A 17,874-nucleotide genomic window follows, 5' to 3' on the forward strand; every position below is an offset into this window, starting at 1 on the left:
CTAGCTGTCAAACTTTGAAAGCCACAACAGATGAAACTTCGTTCTTGTGCCCTGGCGACCTGTGCTGCAGCTGTCGCCACCTCTTTGTTCCCGGCAGTGGCTGAGGCCGCTACGACCACCCCGATTGAACACGTTGTGGTCATCTACTCGGAGAACATCTCCTTCGACCACTACTTTGCTACCTACCCGAACGCCCTCAACGTCGAGGGCGAGAAGCTGCAGGGCAGCGACAAGCAGGCCCCGAAGTTCGAAGCCAAACCGGACACCCCGAAGGCCACCAACCTGGAAAACGCTAACCTGCTCGGGGACGCGAACCCGAACACCGTGAAGCCGTTCCGCCTCACCCCGGAGCAGGCGGTGACCGTTGACCAGAATCACCACTACGACGCTGAGCAGGAAGCGTACAACGGCGGCAAGATGAACAAGTTCGCCGAGACGGTGTCCAGTGACGTGGATAAGAAGAACAACGGCTACTACGCAACGCCTGGTCTGACCATGGGCTACTACGACGGCAACACGGTCACCGGGATGTGGAACTACGCGCAGAACTTCTCGCTGAATGACAACAGCTACTCCACCATCTTCGGCCCCTCGACGCCGGGCGCGTTGAACCTGATTTCGGGCACGGTTGCTGGCAGCACGTCCCACGATCCGGCGACAGGCGAGCAGAAGACCATCACCCCGGGCGAGAACCACGCGCTCGCCGGCGTGTCCGAAGACGGCAAGACAGCAACGGTTGTCGGCGACCCGGACCCGCTTTACGACGACTGCTCCAACGACTCCTCCTCCTCGACCGACGAGGTCTCTGTTCTACATTCGAGGAACATTGGCGACCAGCTCAACGAGAAGGATGTGACCTGGGGTTGGTTCCAGGGCGGATTCCGCCCGACCGAGGAGGCGACCTCCGATTCGCGCGCACGCTGCGGTTCCTCCCACACCACGCTGACCGGTCAGAACCAGACGGACTACAACCCACACCACCAGCCGTTCCAGTACTACGCGTCGACGGCGAACCCGCACCACCTGCCGCCGTCAAGCCCCGACATGATCGGTAAGACCGACCAGGCGAACCATCAGTACGATCTCGAGGACTTCGACACCGCGATCGAGAAGGGCAACCTCCCGGCTGTCTCCTTCCTCAAGGCGTCGAACTACCAGGACGGCCACGCCGCATACTCCAACCCGCTCGATGAGCAGACTTTCATCACCCACTACGTCAATGAGCTGCAGAACTCCGACGCATGGGACAAGACCGCGGTGATTGTCGCGTATGACGACTCTGACGGTTGGTACGACCACAAGGCTCCGGAGATCCTCAACGGTTCGAACGACGAGCACTTCGACAAAGAGATCTGCACCGAGGCTGCCAAGAAGGTTGGCATCGCCGACGACCAGCACGGCCAATGTGGCCCTGGTACCCGCCAGCCGCTGCTGGTGATCTCCCCGTACTCCATGGTCAACCACCTTGACTCCACGTACACGGAGCAGACCTCGATTACCAAGTTCATTCAGGACAACTGGGAACTCGGCCGTCTCGGCGGCATCGCCTTCGACGAGCGTGCCGGCGAGCTGAACAACATGTTTGACTTCAACGGCGAGAAGGCGCCGAAGCTCTTCCTGAACGAGACTGACGGCACCGTCGCGAACGACTATGCGTCCGTCGAGCGTGTGGATAATTCTTCCCGCGAGTCCACGAACCTCAAGGATGTCGCCGAGGGCATGAACGACCCGAAGGCCACCGAGGACGGCGTGCCGGAGTACACCATGCTCACGCAGGAGAACTCCAAGAACGCCAAGGACTCAGTGCAGAACGAGAAGGACGGTGCCGAGGCCGGTGATTCCGAGCAGCAGGACGCGGAGGAAGGCTCGAACGTGGGTAAGACGATCATCTGGATCGTCCTGGCCGCAATCTTGCTGGGAATCATCATTTGGTTGATCTCGCGCAACCGCAAGACCGGCACCTCGAGCACGAAGGCGCCACGCGCCTAAACGCGCATCAAGCAGCGCAGGCAACTAAAGGATGAAGATAGCCCGGATCACCTCAGCAGTTCTCGCGGCCGCCGTTCTCGGCCCGTTCGCCGTGGCGTGCGGGTCCCCCGACACGGAGACACCGCTCGCCACTGAGTCGACGGACAGTGCGTCACGCGGCACCGCGTCCGCGGCTCCTGCGGAAACAGCAGCTGAGGGATCCGGGCTGACCCTTGACATCCGCAGCACGCACGCGTGCCCGCAGCCGGGCGACATTTTGGATCCGGCGGGTCAGGCGGACTGGATGATCAACAACACCTCCGGTTCCGCGCTGACCATGTACGTCGCCGACGACGAGGGCTACGCGTACCAGGTTCTCGAGCGCATCGGCACCCCCGCCAAGCGTGATTGGCAGCCCAAACTCCAGGACGGGACGTACCACTTAGCCTGCGTCTTCCATAACAGTCCGACGATCAACTCGAAGAATTTCCGCGTCACCGGTTCGGACATCAATGACACCCCCAAGATGGCCCCCATCACCGACCGGGAGATCTCCGAGGTCTCGGTCACTCAGGCAGCGTCCCAAAAGAAGAGGTTGCCGGAGCTCGCGGATGCCGCGCACGCGCTTGTCGACGCAACACGATCCTCCGACCGCGCCACCGCACAGCGCGCATATCTCGACTACCTGGAGCTCTACCGCTCCTTCGACGACTCCAACGACGAATGGCCGGGGCCGGAATTGGACGGCTACGCCGACGTGGAAAAGCTGCTCTACTCGGATCAGGATGTCTCTGCAGCGACTAAGCCAGCAGCAGACCTCGCTAAAGCTGTCGACGGAACAGTGAAGGTGCTGGATTCGTCCCACTTCGCCATCGCCACGCCGGAATACGGTCTGCGGACCCACGAGGTGATGGAGGAATTCGAGCGCTTTGACATGCGCGGCGAAAGAGATTTTGGTGCCCACGCACTACCTGTGGCTCTGCGGGGCGACGTGGCATCGACCAGGATGTCCCTCGATCCGCTCAAAGACCTTGTCGAGGACCGCGGGCTCGACACCGCGCCGATCTACGAGCAGCTCGACGAGCTTGACGCACTGGCCGACGAATTCGACGCGAAATACGACATCGCCTACGCCGATTGGGAGCAGGAAGACCGCCTGCGGCTGCAAGCCGCGGTGGGCAACGTCAACGAGCTGCTTGCTCCCGTCGCCACAATGACAGTGATTCGGAGGATGGACGAGTGAACTGCCCCCATAACTTTTCCCGTCGTAGTTTTCTGACCGGGCTGGCGGCATCGGCCGCGGTGAGCGCATCGGCGGCATCGGCAGGCGGTGCTCAGGCACGCCCAGCTGACGCGGAGGCCAGAGGCTCCTCCGCAGAGCCGCATGATGGAGGGGGCTACGAATTCCACGGTGAGCACCAACAAGGTATTGCTACCCTGCCACAAAAGTACTGCGAAGTGCTTGCACTGGACATTCAAAGCACGGGCAAAGGCCAACAGGAACTCGAGGACCTGCTGAAGACCATCACCGACCGCGCCCGATTCCTCACTGTCGGTGGTACGACCCCGCCCGATGGAATCGCCTTCCCGGCCAATGACTCCGGCGACCTGGGGCCCGTGCTGCCCACCGACAATTTGACCGTCACGCTTGGCGTGGGGGAGAGCCTTTTCGATGATCGCTTTGGTTTGTTATCGAAAAAGCCCGCCCACTTGCTGAAGATGGAGGCGTTCGAGGACGACACACTTGACAGCGACCTCTGCCACGGCGACCTCCTTCTCCAACTGTGCGCCGATCAGCATGACACGGTGCTGCACGCCTCCCGTGACATTCTCCGGCACACGCGCGGTGCTGCCGCCGTGCGGTGGCGCCAGACCGGTTACATGAACGAACCGCGCCCGTCCGGCACCCAACGCAACCACTTCGGTTTCAAAGACGGCATAGTCAACCCAGCAGAAGAGGACTTCAACTCGCTCGTGTGGGCGGGGTCCGACGAGCCGGAATGGGCAACAGGCGGCAGCTACATGGTGGTCCGGCTCATCGCCATGTACACGGAATTCTGGGACCGCATCTCCATGGCGGAGCAAGAGCAGATCTTCGGCCGCACCCGCGCCACCGGCGGGCCACTTTCAGGCGGAGACGAGTACGCCGGACCCAATTATCTGGACGACGCCGCCGGAGATGTCATCCCTGTCGACGCCCACATCCGGCTTGCCAACCCACGCACACCGGAGACCGCCAACCAACTTATGCTCCGTAGGCCCTACAACTACGACAACGGAGTCCGCGACAACGGGACCGTCGGTGTCGGTCAGATCTTCATCAGCTTCCAGCAAGACCTGGAGCGGCAGTTCATCACCGTCCAGGAACGCCTCGCCGGCGAGCCGCTGGCCGACTACATCCGCCCGTACGGAGGCGGCTATTTCTACGCGCTGCCCGGAGTCAAAGACGAATCAGATTTCTTCGGCAGTGCGCTCATCGGGCGCTAAAACCGACACGACGAAACTGACCCCAGCCCGCGCAGAGGAGGCGGGGGCTGGGGTCAGTTTCGTCGATAAGCGGAGCGGTGCGTGCGATCTAGAACTCGATCGCCGCTGCGCCGCGGATATTGCGGAGGTTGGAGCGGGCGAGTTCGACCATGTTGCCGATGCCGCCTTCCAAGACCGTCTTCACCGCGGATTCGGAGAAGCCCTTGATCATGGTCCAGTCGAAGTTCGGCGGCAGGGACAGCGCATCCGGGTCGGTGACGATGTCCACGAGCACCGGGCCGTCGTGTGCCAGAGCCTTTTTCAGGGTCTTCTCCAGATCCTGCGGCTTTTCCACACGGAAGGACGTGATGCCCACCGCCTCCGCGATCGCCGCGTAATTCACGCCGTCGTGGTCGGTCTCGAATTCCCTCAAGCCGGCGACCATCATCTCCAGCTTGACCATGCCGAGGCTGGAATTGTTGAACACCACCATCTTCACGGGCAGGTCGTGCTGCTTCACGGTGATCAACTCACTGAGCAGCATAGACAGTCCGCCGTCGCCGGAGAAGGTGATCACCTGGCGGTCGCGGTCCGCCGCCTGTCCTCCGATGGCCTGCGGGAGGGCGTTGGCCATGGTGCCGTGGCGGAAGGAAGCCAGCTCCTCCTTCTCGCCGTTCGGGGTGATGTAGCGGGCGCCCCACACATTGCACATGCCGGTATCGACGGTGAACAAGGCATTGTCGTCGGCGAGCCCGTCGATAAGCTGCGCGACGTACTCCGGGTGGATCGGCGTGGCCTTCTCCTTCTTGCCGTAATTCTCGATCACGGTCTCCAGAAGGTGTGCGTGCTCCTTGAGCATCTTGTCCAGGAACGTGCGGTCCTTCTTCTCCTCGACGTGCGGGAGAATATTCTCGATGACGCTCTTCACATCGCCGACTACCGGGTACTTCACGTTGGTGCGGCGGCCGATGTTCTCGCCCTTGATGTCCACCTGAGCGACATTCTTGGTGGGCAGCCAGTCGTTGTACGGGAAATCCGTGCCCAGCATGATGAGCAGGTCGGCCTCGTGGGAGGCCTGGTAGCACGCGCCGTAACCGAGCAGGCCGTTCATGCCCACGTCGAAGGGGTTGTCGTGCTGGATGTGCATCTTGCCGCCGAAGGAGTGGCCGATCGGGGACTTGATCTTCTCCGCGAGCTGCAGCACCTCCTCGCGGGCGTTGGCGGTGCCCACACCGCAGAAGAGCGTAACGCTGTCCGCCTCGTTAATGGCTTGCACGAGCTTCGCTGCCTCGGCCGGGTCCGGGAAGACGCGCTTGTCGTCGCCGCGGGCGATGCTGGACTCCAGCACCGGCATGTCCTCGGCGTTCTGGCTCGCGATATCTCCCGGCATGACGAAGACGGACACGCCCTTGCCAGCCATCGTGGACTGGATGGCGTTGTGCAGGATGCGGGCGCCCTGCGCCGCGGAATTGGCCATCTCGCAGTAGCCGGAGCACTCCTGGAAGATCTTCTCCGGGTGCGTCTCCTGGAAGAACTTGGAGCCGATCTCCTGGCTCGGAATGTGCGAGGCGATAGCCAAAAGCTTGGCACCGTTGCGGTGCGAGTCGTACAGGCCCTGGATCAGGTGGGTGTTGCCGGGGCCGCAGGATGCCGCGCACACCGCCAGCTCACCGGTCACCAGGGACTCGGCGCCGGCGGCGAATGCGGCTGCTTCTTCGTTGCGGACGTGAATCCACTCAATATTCGAGTGCGCGACTGCGTCCGATACCGGGTTGAGCGAGTCGCCGACGAGGCCGTAAATTCGCTTCACGCCGTTGCGCTCTAGGGTCTCCACGATCTGCTTCGCGAAGTCTTTCGCCATTTTTCCTCCATTTATGCGTTTTGATTTACGGCACCCTAGTGTACGCTTATTTCTTTTCCTGCCCCGCCAGCTGGAACTCACCCCGCTCTGGCCGGCGCGTTAGCCGCGCGCTGCCTCAGCGAGCGCCCGCAGCATCGCCTTGTCGCTGTAGTAATCGGTGTGGCCGCCCCAGACACCCGGCACGCTCTCCGCGCCGAAGCGCGCAGAACCCGGGTCGTGCCCGTGCAGCGCGGCCAACGGGGAGCGCAACAGCAGGATCGGGTCCGCGGGCGAATCCGCGACCGTGACAGACGGGTCGTCCCCGAACAGTTTCAGGTCGTCGGCGCTGCTCGCGCCCACACCCGGGGAGCCCACGAGGAAGAGATGGTCGGCGAAGAGCCCGTACTCCTCGGCAGCGCGGGCCGCTACCACCGAGCCGTAGGAATGGCCCACCACGACCTTGCGGGAATCGGGGAACCGCTCCTCCAGCGCGTACTGGAAAGCCGACAAGTCGTCGGCGCCGGCCGCCGCGGCGCTGCGCCCCATTCCTTCGTACAGCGTCGGGGGAGGGGAGTAGCCCTGCCACACCACGGCCGCCCCGCCGGTGGCGGCCGCGACCGCTTGGGCTTCCTCGAGAACCGTGTCGAATTTCTCCGGCTCGCCCGAGCCCACCCCGGAGACCACAGTGGTGATGGACTGCGGCGGGATCGGCTCGCCGTCGGCGTCCAGCTCGGCGCCCACCATCACGGTGTACCCGTCCGGTCCGCCCTCCAGGACGACGCCGCCGGCGTCCTCCACCGCTCGGCGCACGGACGCTGGCGCGGAGGAGAGTTGCTCCGCGCTGATCTGGGAAAGCGGGGTGTCCGGGTGGAAGACCAAACGGTCGATATCCTGCTCGTGCTTCAGCATGCAGGCACCGTCCACGGCGGCGGCGCAGGACTGGTCTAGCAGCCGCTCCATGATGGAGATCGACGCCAGCATCCCCTGGTGGTACATCTGCGTCCCGGGCGGCAGCACCATGGAGAGTAAGGATTCCTTGGCTCTTTCGAAGATGTGCTGGGTGGCCGCCGCCTCTTCCAGGATCCCGGCCACATCCTCCATCATCTCGGCCGGGACGCCGATGGCGCGGCCCAGATCAGCCAGCACGTCCAGGCCGGTATCCGCCGCCTGGCCGGCGAGTCCGGCGTTGGAGATGGCGGTGCGGGTGCCTGCGGTGTCGTCGATACGCGAGCGCACAGCGTCCGCCGCCCGTCGCAACGCGTCTGCGCTCGCCGCTAATTCTGTTGTGACCAGCATTATTTCCCCCTGAACGCCGCGGCGTGGTCGGCGTCGACACCGCGGACGGCGTCGGCGAAAGCAGACAGGTTCTCGGCGTGCGTGCGCACGCGCCGCGAGCGGGAATCCACCCCGTCGCGCAACGCGCCGTGGGCCCGCACAAGGGCGGCGGAGGTAAGACTCGGGGTGGCTAATTCAGTGAAGGTCGGGTCGGTCCAGTCGGGAAGGGTCGGTAGGTCGGTTGTCGGTGCCTGAACAAAATTCGTTGTGTCGTTCATGCCTCCAACGAAACGGCAACCAGGCCGCCCGCACAAGAGCCGGTGCGTGAACCTGTGGAATTTGAAAAGTTATCCACATACCCTTGGTTGGCATGCGTATTGGACTCGTGCAATTCACCGCCGGACCGGACACCGCCGACAACCTCACGGCGCTGTCCGGGCACATCCGCACCGCCGCGGACAAAGGCGCGACACTCATCGTGTGCCCCGAAGCCTCCTCCCAGGCATTCGAGTCCGGTCCGCTCCAGGACCAGGCCGAGGGGCTCGACGGGGCATTCGCGACCGGGCTGCGCCAGCTTGCCGACGAACTCGGCGTCACCATCGTCGCCGGCATGTTCCGCCCCGGCGACGGCGGACGCGTGCGCAACACCGCACTGATCACAAACGGCCGCGACCTGCACGAAGGTTACGACAAAATCCACGCCTTCGACACCGAGAGCTACCGCGAATCTGACAACGTTGAGCCCGGGACGGAGCTGCACACCTTCGGCCATGAAAGCGCGACGGTGGGCTGCGCCATCTGCTTCGACATCCGCTTCCCCGACCAATTCCAGGAGCTCGCCCGCCGCGGCGCCCATATTGTCGTCGTGCCCACCAGCTGGGCCGGAGGCGAAAACAAGGTCGAGGAGTGGACCGCTCTCACGCGCGCCCGCGCCCTCGATGCAGGCGTGTTCGTCCTCGCGCCCGACCAGGCCAATCCGGAAGGAGCTACGGGCGCCACGTCGAATTCCGATCCGCTCGGTGTCGGCCACTCCATGGCCGTCGCCCCGAACGGCACGGTGCTCGCGCAAGGGGGATTCGACGAGGAGGTCATCGTCGTCGACATCGACCCCGCCGAGGCGACCCGCCGCCAAGCTGCTGTGCCGATCCTCTAGATCCGGCGTAGCACCAGCCAATCCACCGCGCCCGCCAAGGATTCCAGGGCCGGCTCGCGGACATCGACAACAAGCGCAACCCGCTTATCGACGCCCCCGAACACCGCCGCCCTCACCCCCGCCAGCCGGGCCCCAGTGGCATCCACTTCCGTGTCTTCCGGGAACTCGAACCGCTCACCCCGCGCATTCCCGCACGTCCAGTACTCACCGACTTCCGGGCGCCGCCACCAGTCCGGAACGTAGAACACCAGCTGCCCGAACCGGTTCGACGGAAGCGCCGGCGCGAGGTCGTGCCACTGGCCGGCCTCCCCGTACGCGCCGGGCACGAGCACCGGCAACGTCTGCCCCGGCGCATACTCGACCGGCACCGGGGCCTCCAGGTGCACCGCGACCATTCCGCCGCCGGAGCTGTCCGAGCTCTCCAGCTCCACCACGGCTGTGACCTGTGCCGCCGTCGCCGGCGGGATGCCCTGCAGATCAGCCTCCCGCGCGGCATCCGCCATGGTGGACAGCGTCTGCGCCATCGCCGCCCACGCCTCCTCAACATCGCCGGGGCGGTCCCACAGCGCCCTGAGCAGTGCCTCGCCGAGGGGGTCTACCAGTTCCTCGTAGGATTCCGGCGGCAGGCCTAGCCTGCGGCGGTCCAAGGCGGTGGGGGCGGCGAGCGAGGGGGTGAGGAGGGCCTCGACAAGCGCGCCCACTTCCTCCGTCGTGCCCGAAAGCTGAAACTCCAGCTCTTCCCGCTCGGCGGCCGACAAACTCACAACCTGATCCATGCTTTAAAGACTAATGCGCTGCGCCCGCCCGCTAAGCTAGCCGCGATAGCACTCCACGCGAAAGGTTCGGTCCATGGAATTCACGGCCTACGACATGCTTGTCGACGTTGGATGGATCTCCGTCCTTCTCATCATCGGCAACATCCTCCGCCAGCGTGTCCATGTGCTGCAGCAACTTCTGTTGCCGGCGCCGATCACCGCGGGCCTCATCGGCCTCGTTCTCGGCCCCGAAGTGCTCAACATTGCCCAATTCTCCGACCAAGTGGGCAAGTACACGTCCATTCTCATCGCCGTCGTGTTCGCGTCGATGGCGTATTCCATGGACCTCGGCGGCTCCGTGGCCAAGGGCGCACGGAACATGTGGGCGTTTTCCACCACCATGTTCATGTTCCAGTGGGGCCTGTTCGTGCTCGCGGGAATCTACCTGTTCAAGCCCGTGTTCGGCACTGAAGACTGGTTCGGCATGATGCTGCCCGTCGGCTTCGTCGGCGGCTTCGGCACCGCCGCAGCGGTCGGCTCCGCGCTGGAAGACTCCGCCGGAGCCGTCGCCGCTTCCTCCCTCGGCTTCACCTCCGCCACCGTGGGCACCCTTGTCGCCATCATCGGCGGCGTCATCGTGGCCAACTGGGGTATCCGCAAAGGCAAAGCTACCGAACTGCAGGGCGACCTGCCGAAGGAACTGCGCTCCGGCTACATCGAGAACGAAGCCGAGCGCCCATCCATCGGTAAGGCGACCACGAACCCCTCGTCCATCGAGCCCCTTGCCCTGCACGGCGGCTTCATCGTCTTCACCGTGCTCGTGGCGTACGAGGTGAACAACTTCCTCTCCAACACCTGGGAGAACGTCTCGATCCCCCTGTTCGCCCTCTCCTTCGTCATCGGCTTCATCGGCCGTGGTCTGCTGCGCCTGTTCAAAAAGCCCAACTACCTGGACAAGGACACTGTCTCCGCCATCTCCGGTGCCGCCACCGACTACATGATCGCCTTCGGCATCGCCTCCATTGTCCCCGCCGCCCTCGCCTCCTACTGGCAGGCACTGATCCTCCTGTTCGTGCTTGGCACCCTCTTCTGCATCTTCTACCTGCTGGTCATGGCGCCGCTGTACTTCGGCGAACAGTGGATCGAGCGCGGCATCTTCGGCTGGGGGTGGGCCACCGCTGCAGTCGCCACCGGTATCGCGCTGCTCAAGATGGTCGATCCGAAGCTCAAATCCGGCACGCTCAACGAGTACGGCGTGGCTTACGTCGGCTTCGGACCCTTCGAGATCGGCATGACCATCCTCGCCCCAATCGCAGTGATTGCTTCCTTCACCGGACCATTCGGCTGGATCGCCACCGCCATCGCGGCTGGCATCTTGGTGATGGGCTTCGCGCTCAAGTGGATCCCCGCGAAGAAATACGCCGGCGTACCGTCGGCCCAGATCTCGACGAAGAAGAGTTAGTTCCCAGTGCCGTCTTGCTGGGCCTTCTGCTCGCGGTTGTAGGCGCCCCAGAATTTGACGACATCGTAGTACCGCCTCATACCCGCATCCGCCAGTTGCTGGTTCATGAGGGGAGGTAAGAGTCGGCCGATGCGCTGCCGCAGCCGGCCGGCGCGCTCCCCGAGTTCGTCGCCCGGGTACCCGGTCGAACTGAGCGCGAGGATGAGCACTTCCAGCTCATCGTCCGTGAGCGTCAGAGGCGGAACCACGTCGCCACTGCTCATCATGTAATTTCCAGCGGCACCCGGCTTGGATTCGATTGAGAAGCCGAGGTCACGCAAATGCGCGATGTACCTGCGCAAAGTTCGCCTATCGACGCTCACCTTTTCCGCCAACTCCCTTCCCTCCCACGCACGCCCCGTTTGCAGCAGCCGAAGGAGCTCAGCACCTTTCAGGAAGGTGGGGATCTTTTCTCGCCGCTGGAATTGCTCGGTTTCTTCAGCGAGCGCGTCTAATGGATGAGGCCCACCTAGCGATGAAAATGGGTCCAGCATCATTCCCCCTAATTGCTCCTTGGTTCAGTTCCGATTCTCCAATTGATTCTCAGACCAATTCTCAGACCGATTCTCAGCCTGTTTCCCGGATTGATCCCCCAGACCGGCTCGTAGAGCGGTCCACAGATTGGCCCCAGCCCGAGCCTTAAACACAAATGTAGGCGAGCCGCTTCCTCTCCAAAGCGCATCAGTGTTTACTTCAGTGCGCAAGAAACGCCGCTTGTTGCCCAAGTGGCAAGCTCGCGGGTGTGGCCACTTCTGTCACATGCGTTGAGGATTCGGAAGGTGTGCTGGCGGCTATTGCGGGCAGTGATGTCCTCGATGGCGGTGAAAACCCTGTGGCCAGTGTCTTTGGACGTCGGAGAAGCGGTCAGTTGTTGCGGTGCTCTTTCGGGCGAGATTTTGGAGGAGCACCGAAATGCGGGCTGGAATTAGAGGCTGAGTGTGACGTAGGAAGCGGGCCAGCGGGGGAGTCGTGAGTGCTGCAAGGAGTGACCTCGACAGGAAGCGGAGTTTCTGCTGGCCATTGCTTCATTACCCTCATCGAGGTCACACGTGACCGCAAACCCAAACATCCTTATATCCGCGCGTTCTCTTCACAGACTTCATGCGGCACAAGATTCGACCGACTGTTTCTGGGCGGAATTCGGGCACGCCGGTGGTGCGGCGGCGCGGTGGTGTGGTGCGGTGGTGGAGCGGTGACGTGGTGGTGCGGCTGAGTGGTGGAGGTGGAGAAAAACTCGGCGGATTTTCGGGTTGAGTGGAACAGACTCAACTTCGGCGGTGTTTCGCCTATTGACGAACTAAGTTCGGACCATAGAAGCTTCGCGCAGCAGAAGCTGCGAAGAAGCAAAGAAGCGAAGAAGCACCAACAAACTGAGATTTAGGAAAGGAGCGAGATTAGATGAGCTCGTTCAACCCCACCACCAAAACCCAGGAAGCGCTGCAGCAGGCGCTGCAGCGGGCCTCCGCCAACGGGAACCCCGATATTAGGCCAGCGCACCTGCTTCAGGCGATCCTCGAGCAGGAGGAAGGCATCGCCGCCCCGGTGCTCAAGGCCACCGGTGTCGACCCAACGACGGTGCAGAAGGAAGCCGCCGAGATTGTCGATGGCTACCCCAAGGCCCAGGGGCAAAACATGGCTAACCCGAACTTCAACCGGGACGGCCTCAACGCACTGAACACAGCCCAGGAACTCGCGGGCGAACTCGGTGACGAATACGTCTCCACCGAGGTGCTGCTTGCCGCCATTGCACGAGGCGACGACGAAGCCGCTGAACTGCTGAAGAAGCGTGGCGCCACCTATGACACGATCAAAGCTGCCTTTCCGTCAGTCCGCGGGAACCAGAAGGTGACCACGCAGGACCCGGAGGGCCAGTTCCAGGCTCTGGAAAAATACTCCACCGACCTGACTGCACGTGCACGCGAAGGAAAGATTGACCCGGTCATCGGCCGTGACAGTGAGATCCGCCGCGTCGTGCAGGTGCTGTCCCGCCGCACGAAGAACAATCCGGTGCTCATCGGTGAGCCCGGCGTGGGTAAGACCGCGATCGTCGAGGGGCTTGCCCGCCGTATTGTCGCAGGCGATGTTCCCGAGTCGCTGAAGGGCAAGACCCTGATCAGTCTCGACTTGGGTTCGATGGTCGCCGGCGCGAAGTACCGGGGTGAGTTCGAGGAGCGCCTCAAGGCGGTGCTGGATGAGATTAAGTCTTCGGACGGTGAGATCATCACCTTCATCGACGAGCTCCACACTATTGTCGGTGCCGGCGGCACCGGAGATGGCTCGATGGATGCCGGCAACATGATTAAACCGATGCTGGCTCGTGGTGAACTTCGTCTTGTCGGTGCGACGACTCTCGATGAGTACCGCAAGTACATCGAGAAGGATGCCGCCTTGGAACGACGCTTCCAGCAGGTCTACGTCGGCGAGCCGACGGTGGAGGACACGATCGGTATTCTCCGCGGACTCAAGGAGCGCTATGAGGTGCACCACGGTGTGCGTATCCAGGACTCGGCTCTCGTTGCCGCAGCCTCGCTGTCGGACCGCTACATCACGAACCGTTTCCTGCCGGACAAGGCGATCGACCTGGTCGATGAAGCTGGCTCCCGTCTCCGCATGGAGATCGACTCCTCGCCGCAGGAGATCGACGAGCTGGAGCGCGTCGTGCGCCGCCTCGAGATCGAGGAGATCGCACTGTCGAAGGAATCGGACGCCGCCAGCCAGGAGCGCCTGAGCGCTCTGCGCAGTGAGCTCGCCGACCAGCGCGAGAAGCTCGGAGAGATGAAGGCGCGCTGGGAGAACGAGAAGAGCGAGATCGACAAGGTGCAGCAGGCGAAGGAGGAGCTCGAGCGTCTGCGCAACGAGTCTGAGATCGCCGAGCGCGATGGCGACTACGCCAAGGTCTCTGAGCTCCGTTACGGCCGCATTCCTGAATTGGAGGAAGAGGTCGCGGAGGCGGAGAGGGAGGCGTCGATAAGCAGTAAAACGATGCTGACGGAAGAAGTCACGCCGGACGTGATAGCCGACGTTGTTTCCAGCTGGACGGGCATTCCCGCAGGCAAGATGATGGAAGGCGAGACCGAGAAGCTCCTGAACATGGAGTCTGTGCTCGGTGAGCGCGTCGTGGGGCAAAGCGAGGCTGTTGTCGCGGTGTCCGATGCTGTGCGGCGTTCGCGCGCCGGGATCGCTGACCCGAACCGGCCGATCGGTTCCTTCCTGTTCCTCGGCCCGACGGGCGTGGGCAAGACTGAGCTGGCGAAGTCGCTCGCGGAGTTCCTCTTCGATGATGAGTCCGCGATGATCCGCATCGACATGTCCGAGTACGGCGAGAAGCACTCCGTCGCGCGTCTCGTCGGTGCGCCTCCGGGATACGTCGGCTACGACGCTGGCGGTCAGCTCACCGAAGCCGTCCGTCGCCGCCCGTACAGCCTCGTGCTTTTCGACGAAGTGGAGAAGGCCCACCCGGACGTCTTCGACGTGCTCCTGCAGGTCCTCGACGAAGGTAGGCTCACCGACGGCCAAGGTCGCACTGTCGACTTCCGCAACACCGTCATCATCCTGACCTCTAACCTGGGCGCCGGAGGCACCCACGACGAGATCATGGAAGCGGTGAAGCGGGCGTTCAAGCCGGAATTCATCAACCGCCTCGACGACGTGGTCGTCTTCGACCCGCTGACTCAGGATCAGCTCGTCGGTATCGTGGACATCCAGCTGCGTTCCCTTGCCGAGCGGTTGGCGGAGCGCCGCCTGACCCTGGACGTTACCGATGCCGCCAAGCGCTGGCTCGCTGATCGTGGCTACGACCCGGCCTACGGTGCCCGTCCGCTGCGCCGGCTGATCCAGAAGGAGATTGGCGACAAGTTGGCCAAGGAGGTGCTCGCGGGCGTGATCCGCGACGGGGACACCGTGCGCGTCGACGCGGCACCGGTTGCGGAAGATACCGGCGGCGAGACTGTGTCCGGCGACGGGCTGACTGTCACAAAGGGTGATGCTGAGGTGGATTCCGAGTAGCAGCGCGGTGGGGGGCGGGTTTTCCCGTCCGACGGCCGCTTTGGCCGCGGAAGCCCGCCCTGCGGCTCCGGTGCCCCAACCTGTCTCTATTCGCAAAAGGTAACAATCGAACGGTAACAATGATCTGGAAATGCGCGGTATGTATAAATAACTGCACTTAGCGGAGGGTTGTTACCGTTCGATTGTTACCCTTTGCATTCTCTGGATGCCCTGGGGGTTTGTGGGCAGTTCGATTGGGTGCGGGTAGTGCATCTGGATGACCGCCCCGTGGCGTGGATTACCGTCCGCGGCGCCGCTGCTCCCGGGAGATCGCCGCGGCCACTGTGGTGATGCAGTAATCGGGTTTGGTCAGAAGCTGGTGGGGAGTGAGACGGACAACGGGGTACCCGAAGTTCTTGAGGAGGTTCTCGCGCTCGCGTTCCTTCAACAGGGTCTCTTCAACTCCGCCGAAGGTCACTCCGTCGTATTTCTGGGCGCCGTCGATTTCGACAACGACCTCACCGCGCGGACCGGCGAGAAGGTCGACTTCAATGTGGCGGTGGGCGTCGATGGGCATCCGCACATGCATCCGTACCTCGATCCCGGCTTCCATGAACAATCCTTGCGCGTAGGCTTCGAAAGGGGAAAGGGAGCGGGCGCTTGAGGCTTCTATGGCGGCGCGGACATTCCTGATTCCGCGGATTGGACCAAGTTTGCTGGCCTGCCACACCATTTCTCGGTGGGGCATGTTGCGGTATTTGAGCCACGACATTGCTACCAACCCTTCGATAAAGCCGTGAGTGGCGGCGATATCGGCGGCGGTGCGGAAGGGGGAGAGGGCTCGGGTGCCGTCGATAAGCTGAAAGTGTTCTTCGGGCACGGTGAGTTTGCGGCACGACTCGCCTTTCGGGAGGTTAGCTGCTGTTTTGTAGCCGGAGCGGCCGAATGTGGTTTCGACGAGTTCCGGTGTGCGGGACACGACCCACATGCCGTGGACACGGGCGGAAGATCGTCCGATTAGGATCGCTCGGGTCTTGCCCCGGCCGACGGCTACTGCGCGAATCCACAACTGTTCGTAGCGTTTCAGGCTGTTGAAGAATGCGCTTGGGATTGCTTGGGTAGGGGCGAGCTGCGTGAGTTTGCCGGTTTCCAGTTCATGCCATGCTGGGTGGTTGGCCCCGGCTGTGCGGAGATTGATGAGTTTGTTGAGCACTTCGTCCCTGTCCATGGTTTTACTGTGGAGTGTTTTTCGGCTCCGTGCAGTGCAATGGTGTCTACTTTGAGCGACATTGGGGGAGGGTGTCCGATTGTTTGTGTGCGGGGGCGCTCCGAAGTGGCGGAGCGGTGGCGGACGAGCTTGGCATCGAGTGACGGCCAAGCCAGCTAAGGCAAACGGTAACAATTAAACGGTAACAATGGATTTTAATGTGCTTGACATTACACATAAGTCCCAGTTTCGGAGCGCTGTTACCGTTCAATTGTTACCGTTTGCGCGTTGAGTCGATTTCGCGTGGAGTCGATTTCGCGGGCAAGGGCCAAGCGCGGGCTAGGTCCGGATTTGGTACGGGCACCGCTGGAGGCAGAATAACCCGGCGTTACAATCACCGGCATGGAGCCACTGACCACGAAAATTGTCACCCGGACCCCGCTGCCCGGTGTGGAGAACGAGGAGCTGGCGGCCCACGACCTGGGCGGCGGCCATTTCGTGGTGGCGAGCGTGCCGTTTTTGGACCCGTCGTTGGCGGTGGGGGACATTGTCGAGTGCGTGAAGGTGGGTGGCCAGTTTCACGTCAACCGCAAGGTGGTCAGTGGCGGGGCGGAGACGGTGCGGATCTTGATCCAGTCGCCGGAGCCGACGGACATCGCGGAGACGTTGCTCGCGTTCGGATGCCGGGTGGAGGTGGGTCCGGGAGGGATGCTGGGTGTGTCGATAGGCGCGGATGCCCCGGGGGAAGGGATCCGTGAGTGGCTTGAGGGCCTTCAGGCACAGGGCATCATTCAGTTGGCCTAGCTACACTTGGCGCCATGAGCGTATTCGTGTCCCCCGAAGACCTGCGTGAACAGATCCGTACCGGCAAAAAGCTCACTGTTTTAGCCTCGCTGTGGGATGCCCGTGAGGGCAATGCATGGTCGAAATTCCAGTCCGAGCACATTCCCACCGCCCAGTACTGCAACCCGGCCGAGCACCTCGTGGGCACGCCCGGTTCCCGTGTGGGGCGCAATCCGCTGCCGTCGGCGGAGCGCATCCAGGAGTCGTTCCGTGCCTGGGGCATTGAGGCGAACCGCCCGGTGGTCATTTACGACACAGGCACGGGCGAGTTCGCGTCGCGCACGTGGTGGACTCTGCGTTGGGCGGGTGTAAAGGACGTGCACATCCTCGACGGCGGCTTCCCCGCGTGGGAGTCGAGCGGTTTTGACACGGTCGCGGGCCCAGGCCCGGTCTCGGTCCACACAGAACTGGAGGTCACGCCGGACCAGCTGCCCACCGCAAGTATCGAGGACGTGAAGGCTTTCAAGGGCATGCTTATCGACGCCCGAGACACCTCCCGCTACGTCGGCCAACGCGAGAACCTCGACCTGAAGTCGGGACACATTCCCGGTGCCCGCACCGTGCCGGTGGACACCCTGTTCAACGAGGACCGCACCGTCAAGCCTGCGGAGGAAATCCTGGAGGTGATGGCCAAGTTCGGCATCACGCACCAGACTGATCCGACAGAGGCGATCGTCTATTCGGGTTCAGGCAACCACTCGTCGAAACTGCTGGCCGCGTTCTCCCACGCCGGTCTGCCGGTGCTGACCCACTACATCGGCGGGTGGTCGCAGTGGTCTGCCAACCCGAGCAACCCGGTGGAGCGCGATATCTAAACCGGCTGCCCCGAGTATGCGCTGCATAATTCCTGGCGTTATGCCGCAGGCCCGGTGAGATCCCCTA

General features: G+C 62.9%; 14 protein-coding genes. 8 read left to right on the plus strand and 6 right to left on the minus strand.

The features are described from left to right. The first annotated feature begins 30 nt into the window (after nucleotides 1-30). The 3 genes from QYR03_RS09095 to efeB are packed head-to-tail and all read left to right on the plus strand — an operon-like array spanning nucleotide 31 to nucleotide 4,455. Nucleotides 31-1,989 (plus strand): phospholipase C, encoded by a 1,959-nt coding sequence (locus QYR03_RS09095; protein WP_259915632.1) that lies wholly within the window; start codon nucleotides 31-33, stop codon nucleotides 1,987-1,989. A gap of 31 nt (nucleotides 1,990-2,020) precedes the next feature. Then, nucleotides 2,021-3,211 (plus strand): EfeM/EfeO family lipoprotein, encoded by a 1,191-nt coding sequence (locus tag QYR03_RS09100; protein ID WP_259850131.1) that lies wholly within the window; start codon nucleotides 2,021-2,023, stop codon nucleotides 3,209-3,211. Continuing rightward, a complete protein-coding gene (gene efeB, locus QYR03_RS09105; protein ID WP_301713295.1) occupies nucleotides 3,208-4,455 on the plus strand; it encodes an iron uptake transporter deferrochelatase/peroxidase subunit in 1,248 nt (415 codons plus the stop codon). Before QYR03_RS09100 ends, efeB begins: the two co-directional genes overlap by 4 nt. A gap of 88 nt (nucleotides 4,456-4,543) precedes the next feature. Here the strand turns inward: efeB and QYR03_RS09110 are convergent, their stop codons facing one another. The 3 genes from QYR03_RS09110 to QYR03_RS09120 all read right to left on the minus strand — a co-directional run bounded on the left by QYR03_RS09110 (nucleotide 4,544) and on the right by QYR03_RS09120 (nucleotide 7,827). Continuing rightward, entirely contained in the window at nucleotides 4,544-6,295 is a 1,752-nt protein-coding gene (locus tag QYR03_RS09110) for a pyruvate dehydrogenase (protein ID WP_301713296.1), read from the minus strand. A gap of 99 nt (nucleotides 6,296-6,394) precedes the next feature. Next, the gene (locus tag QYR03_RS09115) at nucleotides 6,395-7,570 is read right to left on the minus strand and encodes an alpha/beta hydrolase (RefSeq protein ID WP_301713297.1); all 1,176 of its coding nucleotides are present in this window, start codon (nucleotides 7,568-7,570) and stop codon (nucleotides 6,395-6,397) included. Continuing rightward, nucleotides 7,570-7,827, minus strand: a complete 258-nt coding sequence (locus tag QYR03_RS09120; protein WP_259850143.1) for a hypothetical protein — start codon at nucleotides 7,825-7,827, stop codon at nucleotides 7,570-7,572. The genes QYR03_RS09115 and QYR03_RS09120 overlap by 1 nt, the downstream gene beginning before the upstream one ends. 92 nt (nucleotides 7,828-7,919) lie before the next feature. Here QYR03_RS09120 and QYR03_RS09125 point away from each other — a divergent pair, with 92 nt between their 5' ends. Then, nucleotides 7,920-8,702, plus strand: a complete 783-nt coding sequence (locus tag QYR03_RS09125; RefSeq protein ID WP_301713298.1) for a nitrilase-related carbon-nitrogen hydrolase — start codon at nucleotides 7,920-7,922, stop codon at nucleotides 8,700-8,702. Here the strand turns inward: QYR03_RS09125 and QYR03_RS09130 are convergent. After that, nucleotides 8,699-9,478, minus strand: a complete 780-nt coding sequence (locus QYR03_RS09130) for a hypothetical protein (protein ID WP_301713299.1) — start codon at nucleotides 9,476-9,478, stop codon at nucleotides 8,699-8,701. The two genes, QYR03_RS09125 and QYR03_RS09130, sit on opposite strands and share 4 nt — an antisense overlap. A 73-nt stretch (nucleotides 9,479-9,551) precedes the next feature. Between QYR03_RS09130 and QYR03_RS09135 the strand changes: the two genes are divergently transcribed. After that, complete coding sequence (locus tag QYR03_RS09135; RefSeq protein ID WP_301713300.1) at nucleotides 9,552-10,919, plus strand: sodium/glutamate symporter; 1,368 nt, start codon at nucleotides 9,552-9,554, stop codon at nucleotides 10,917-10,919. Here the strand turns inward: QYR03_RS09135 and QYR03_RS09140 are convergent. Next, nucleotides 10,916-11,455: an HTH domain-containing protein gene (locus QYR03_RS09140; RefSeq protein WP_367620402.1), complete on the minus strand. Its 540-nt coding sequence runs from the start codon at nucleotides 11,453-11,455 to the stop codon at nucleotides 10,916-10,918. The two genes, QYR03_RS09135 and QYR03_RS09140, sit on opposite strands and share 4 nt — an antisense overlap. A 901-nt stretch (nucleotides 11,456-12,356) precedes the next feature. On the opposite strand from QYR03_RS09140, the gene clpB reads away from it, so the two are divergent. After that, complete coding sequence (gene clpB / locus QYR03_RS09145) at nucleotides 12,357-14,963, plus strand: ATP-dependent chaperone ClpB (protein ID WP_301713301.1); 2,607 nt, start codon at nucleotides 12,357-12,359, stop codon at nucleotides 14,961-14,963. Between the two features lie 277 nt (nucleotides 14,964-15,240). Here the strand turns inward: clpB and QYR03_RS09150 are convergent, their stop codons facing one another. Then, nucleotides 15,241-16,170: a hypothetical protein gene (locus QYR03_RS09150; protein WP_301713302.1), complete on the minus strand. Its 930-nt coding sequence runs from the start codon at nucleotides 16,168-16,170 to the stop codon at nucleotides 15,241-15,243. Between the two features lie 381 nt (nucleotides 16,171-16,551). Here QYR03_RS09150 and QYR03_RS09155 point away from each other — a divergent pair, with 381 nt between their 5' ends. Both QYR03_RS09155 and QYR03_RS09160 read left to right on the plus strand, forming a co-directional pair. Next, a complete protein-coding gene (locus QYR03_RS09155; RefSeq protein ID WP_259850157.1) occupies nucleotides 16,552-16,953 on the plus strand; it encodes a DUF4265 domain-containing protein in 402 nt (133 codons plus the stop codon). 14 nt (nucleotides 16,954-16,967) lie between these two features. Beyond that, nucleotides 16,968-17,807, plus strand: coding sequence for a sulfurtransferase (locus QYR03_RS09160; RefSeq protein WP_259850159.1), 840 nt, complete (start codon nucleotides 16,968-16,970; stop codon nucleotides 17,805-17,807). The last annotated feature ends 67 nt before the right edge of the window (nucleotides 17,808-17,874 follow it).

The sequence above is a fragment of the Corynebacterium sp. P4-C1 genome, from assembly GCF_030503595.1.
Lineage (GTDB): Bacteria > Actinomycetota > Actinomycetes > Mycobacteriales > Mycobacteriaceae > Corynebacterium.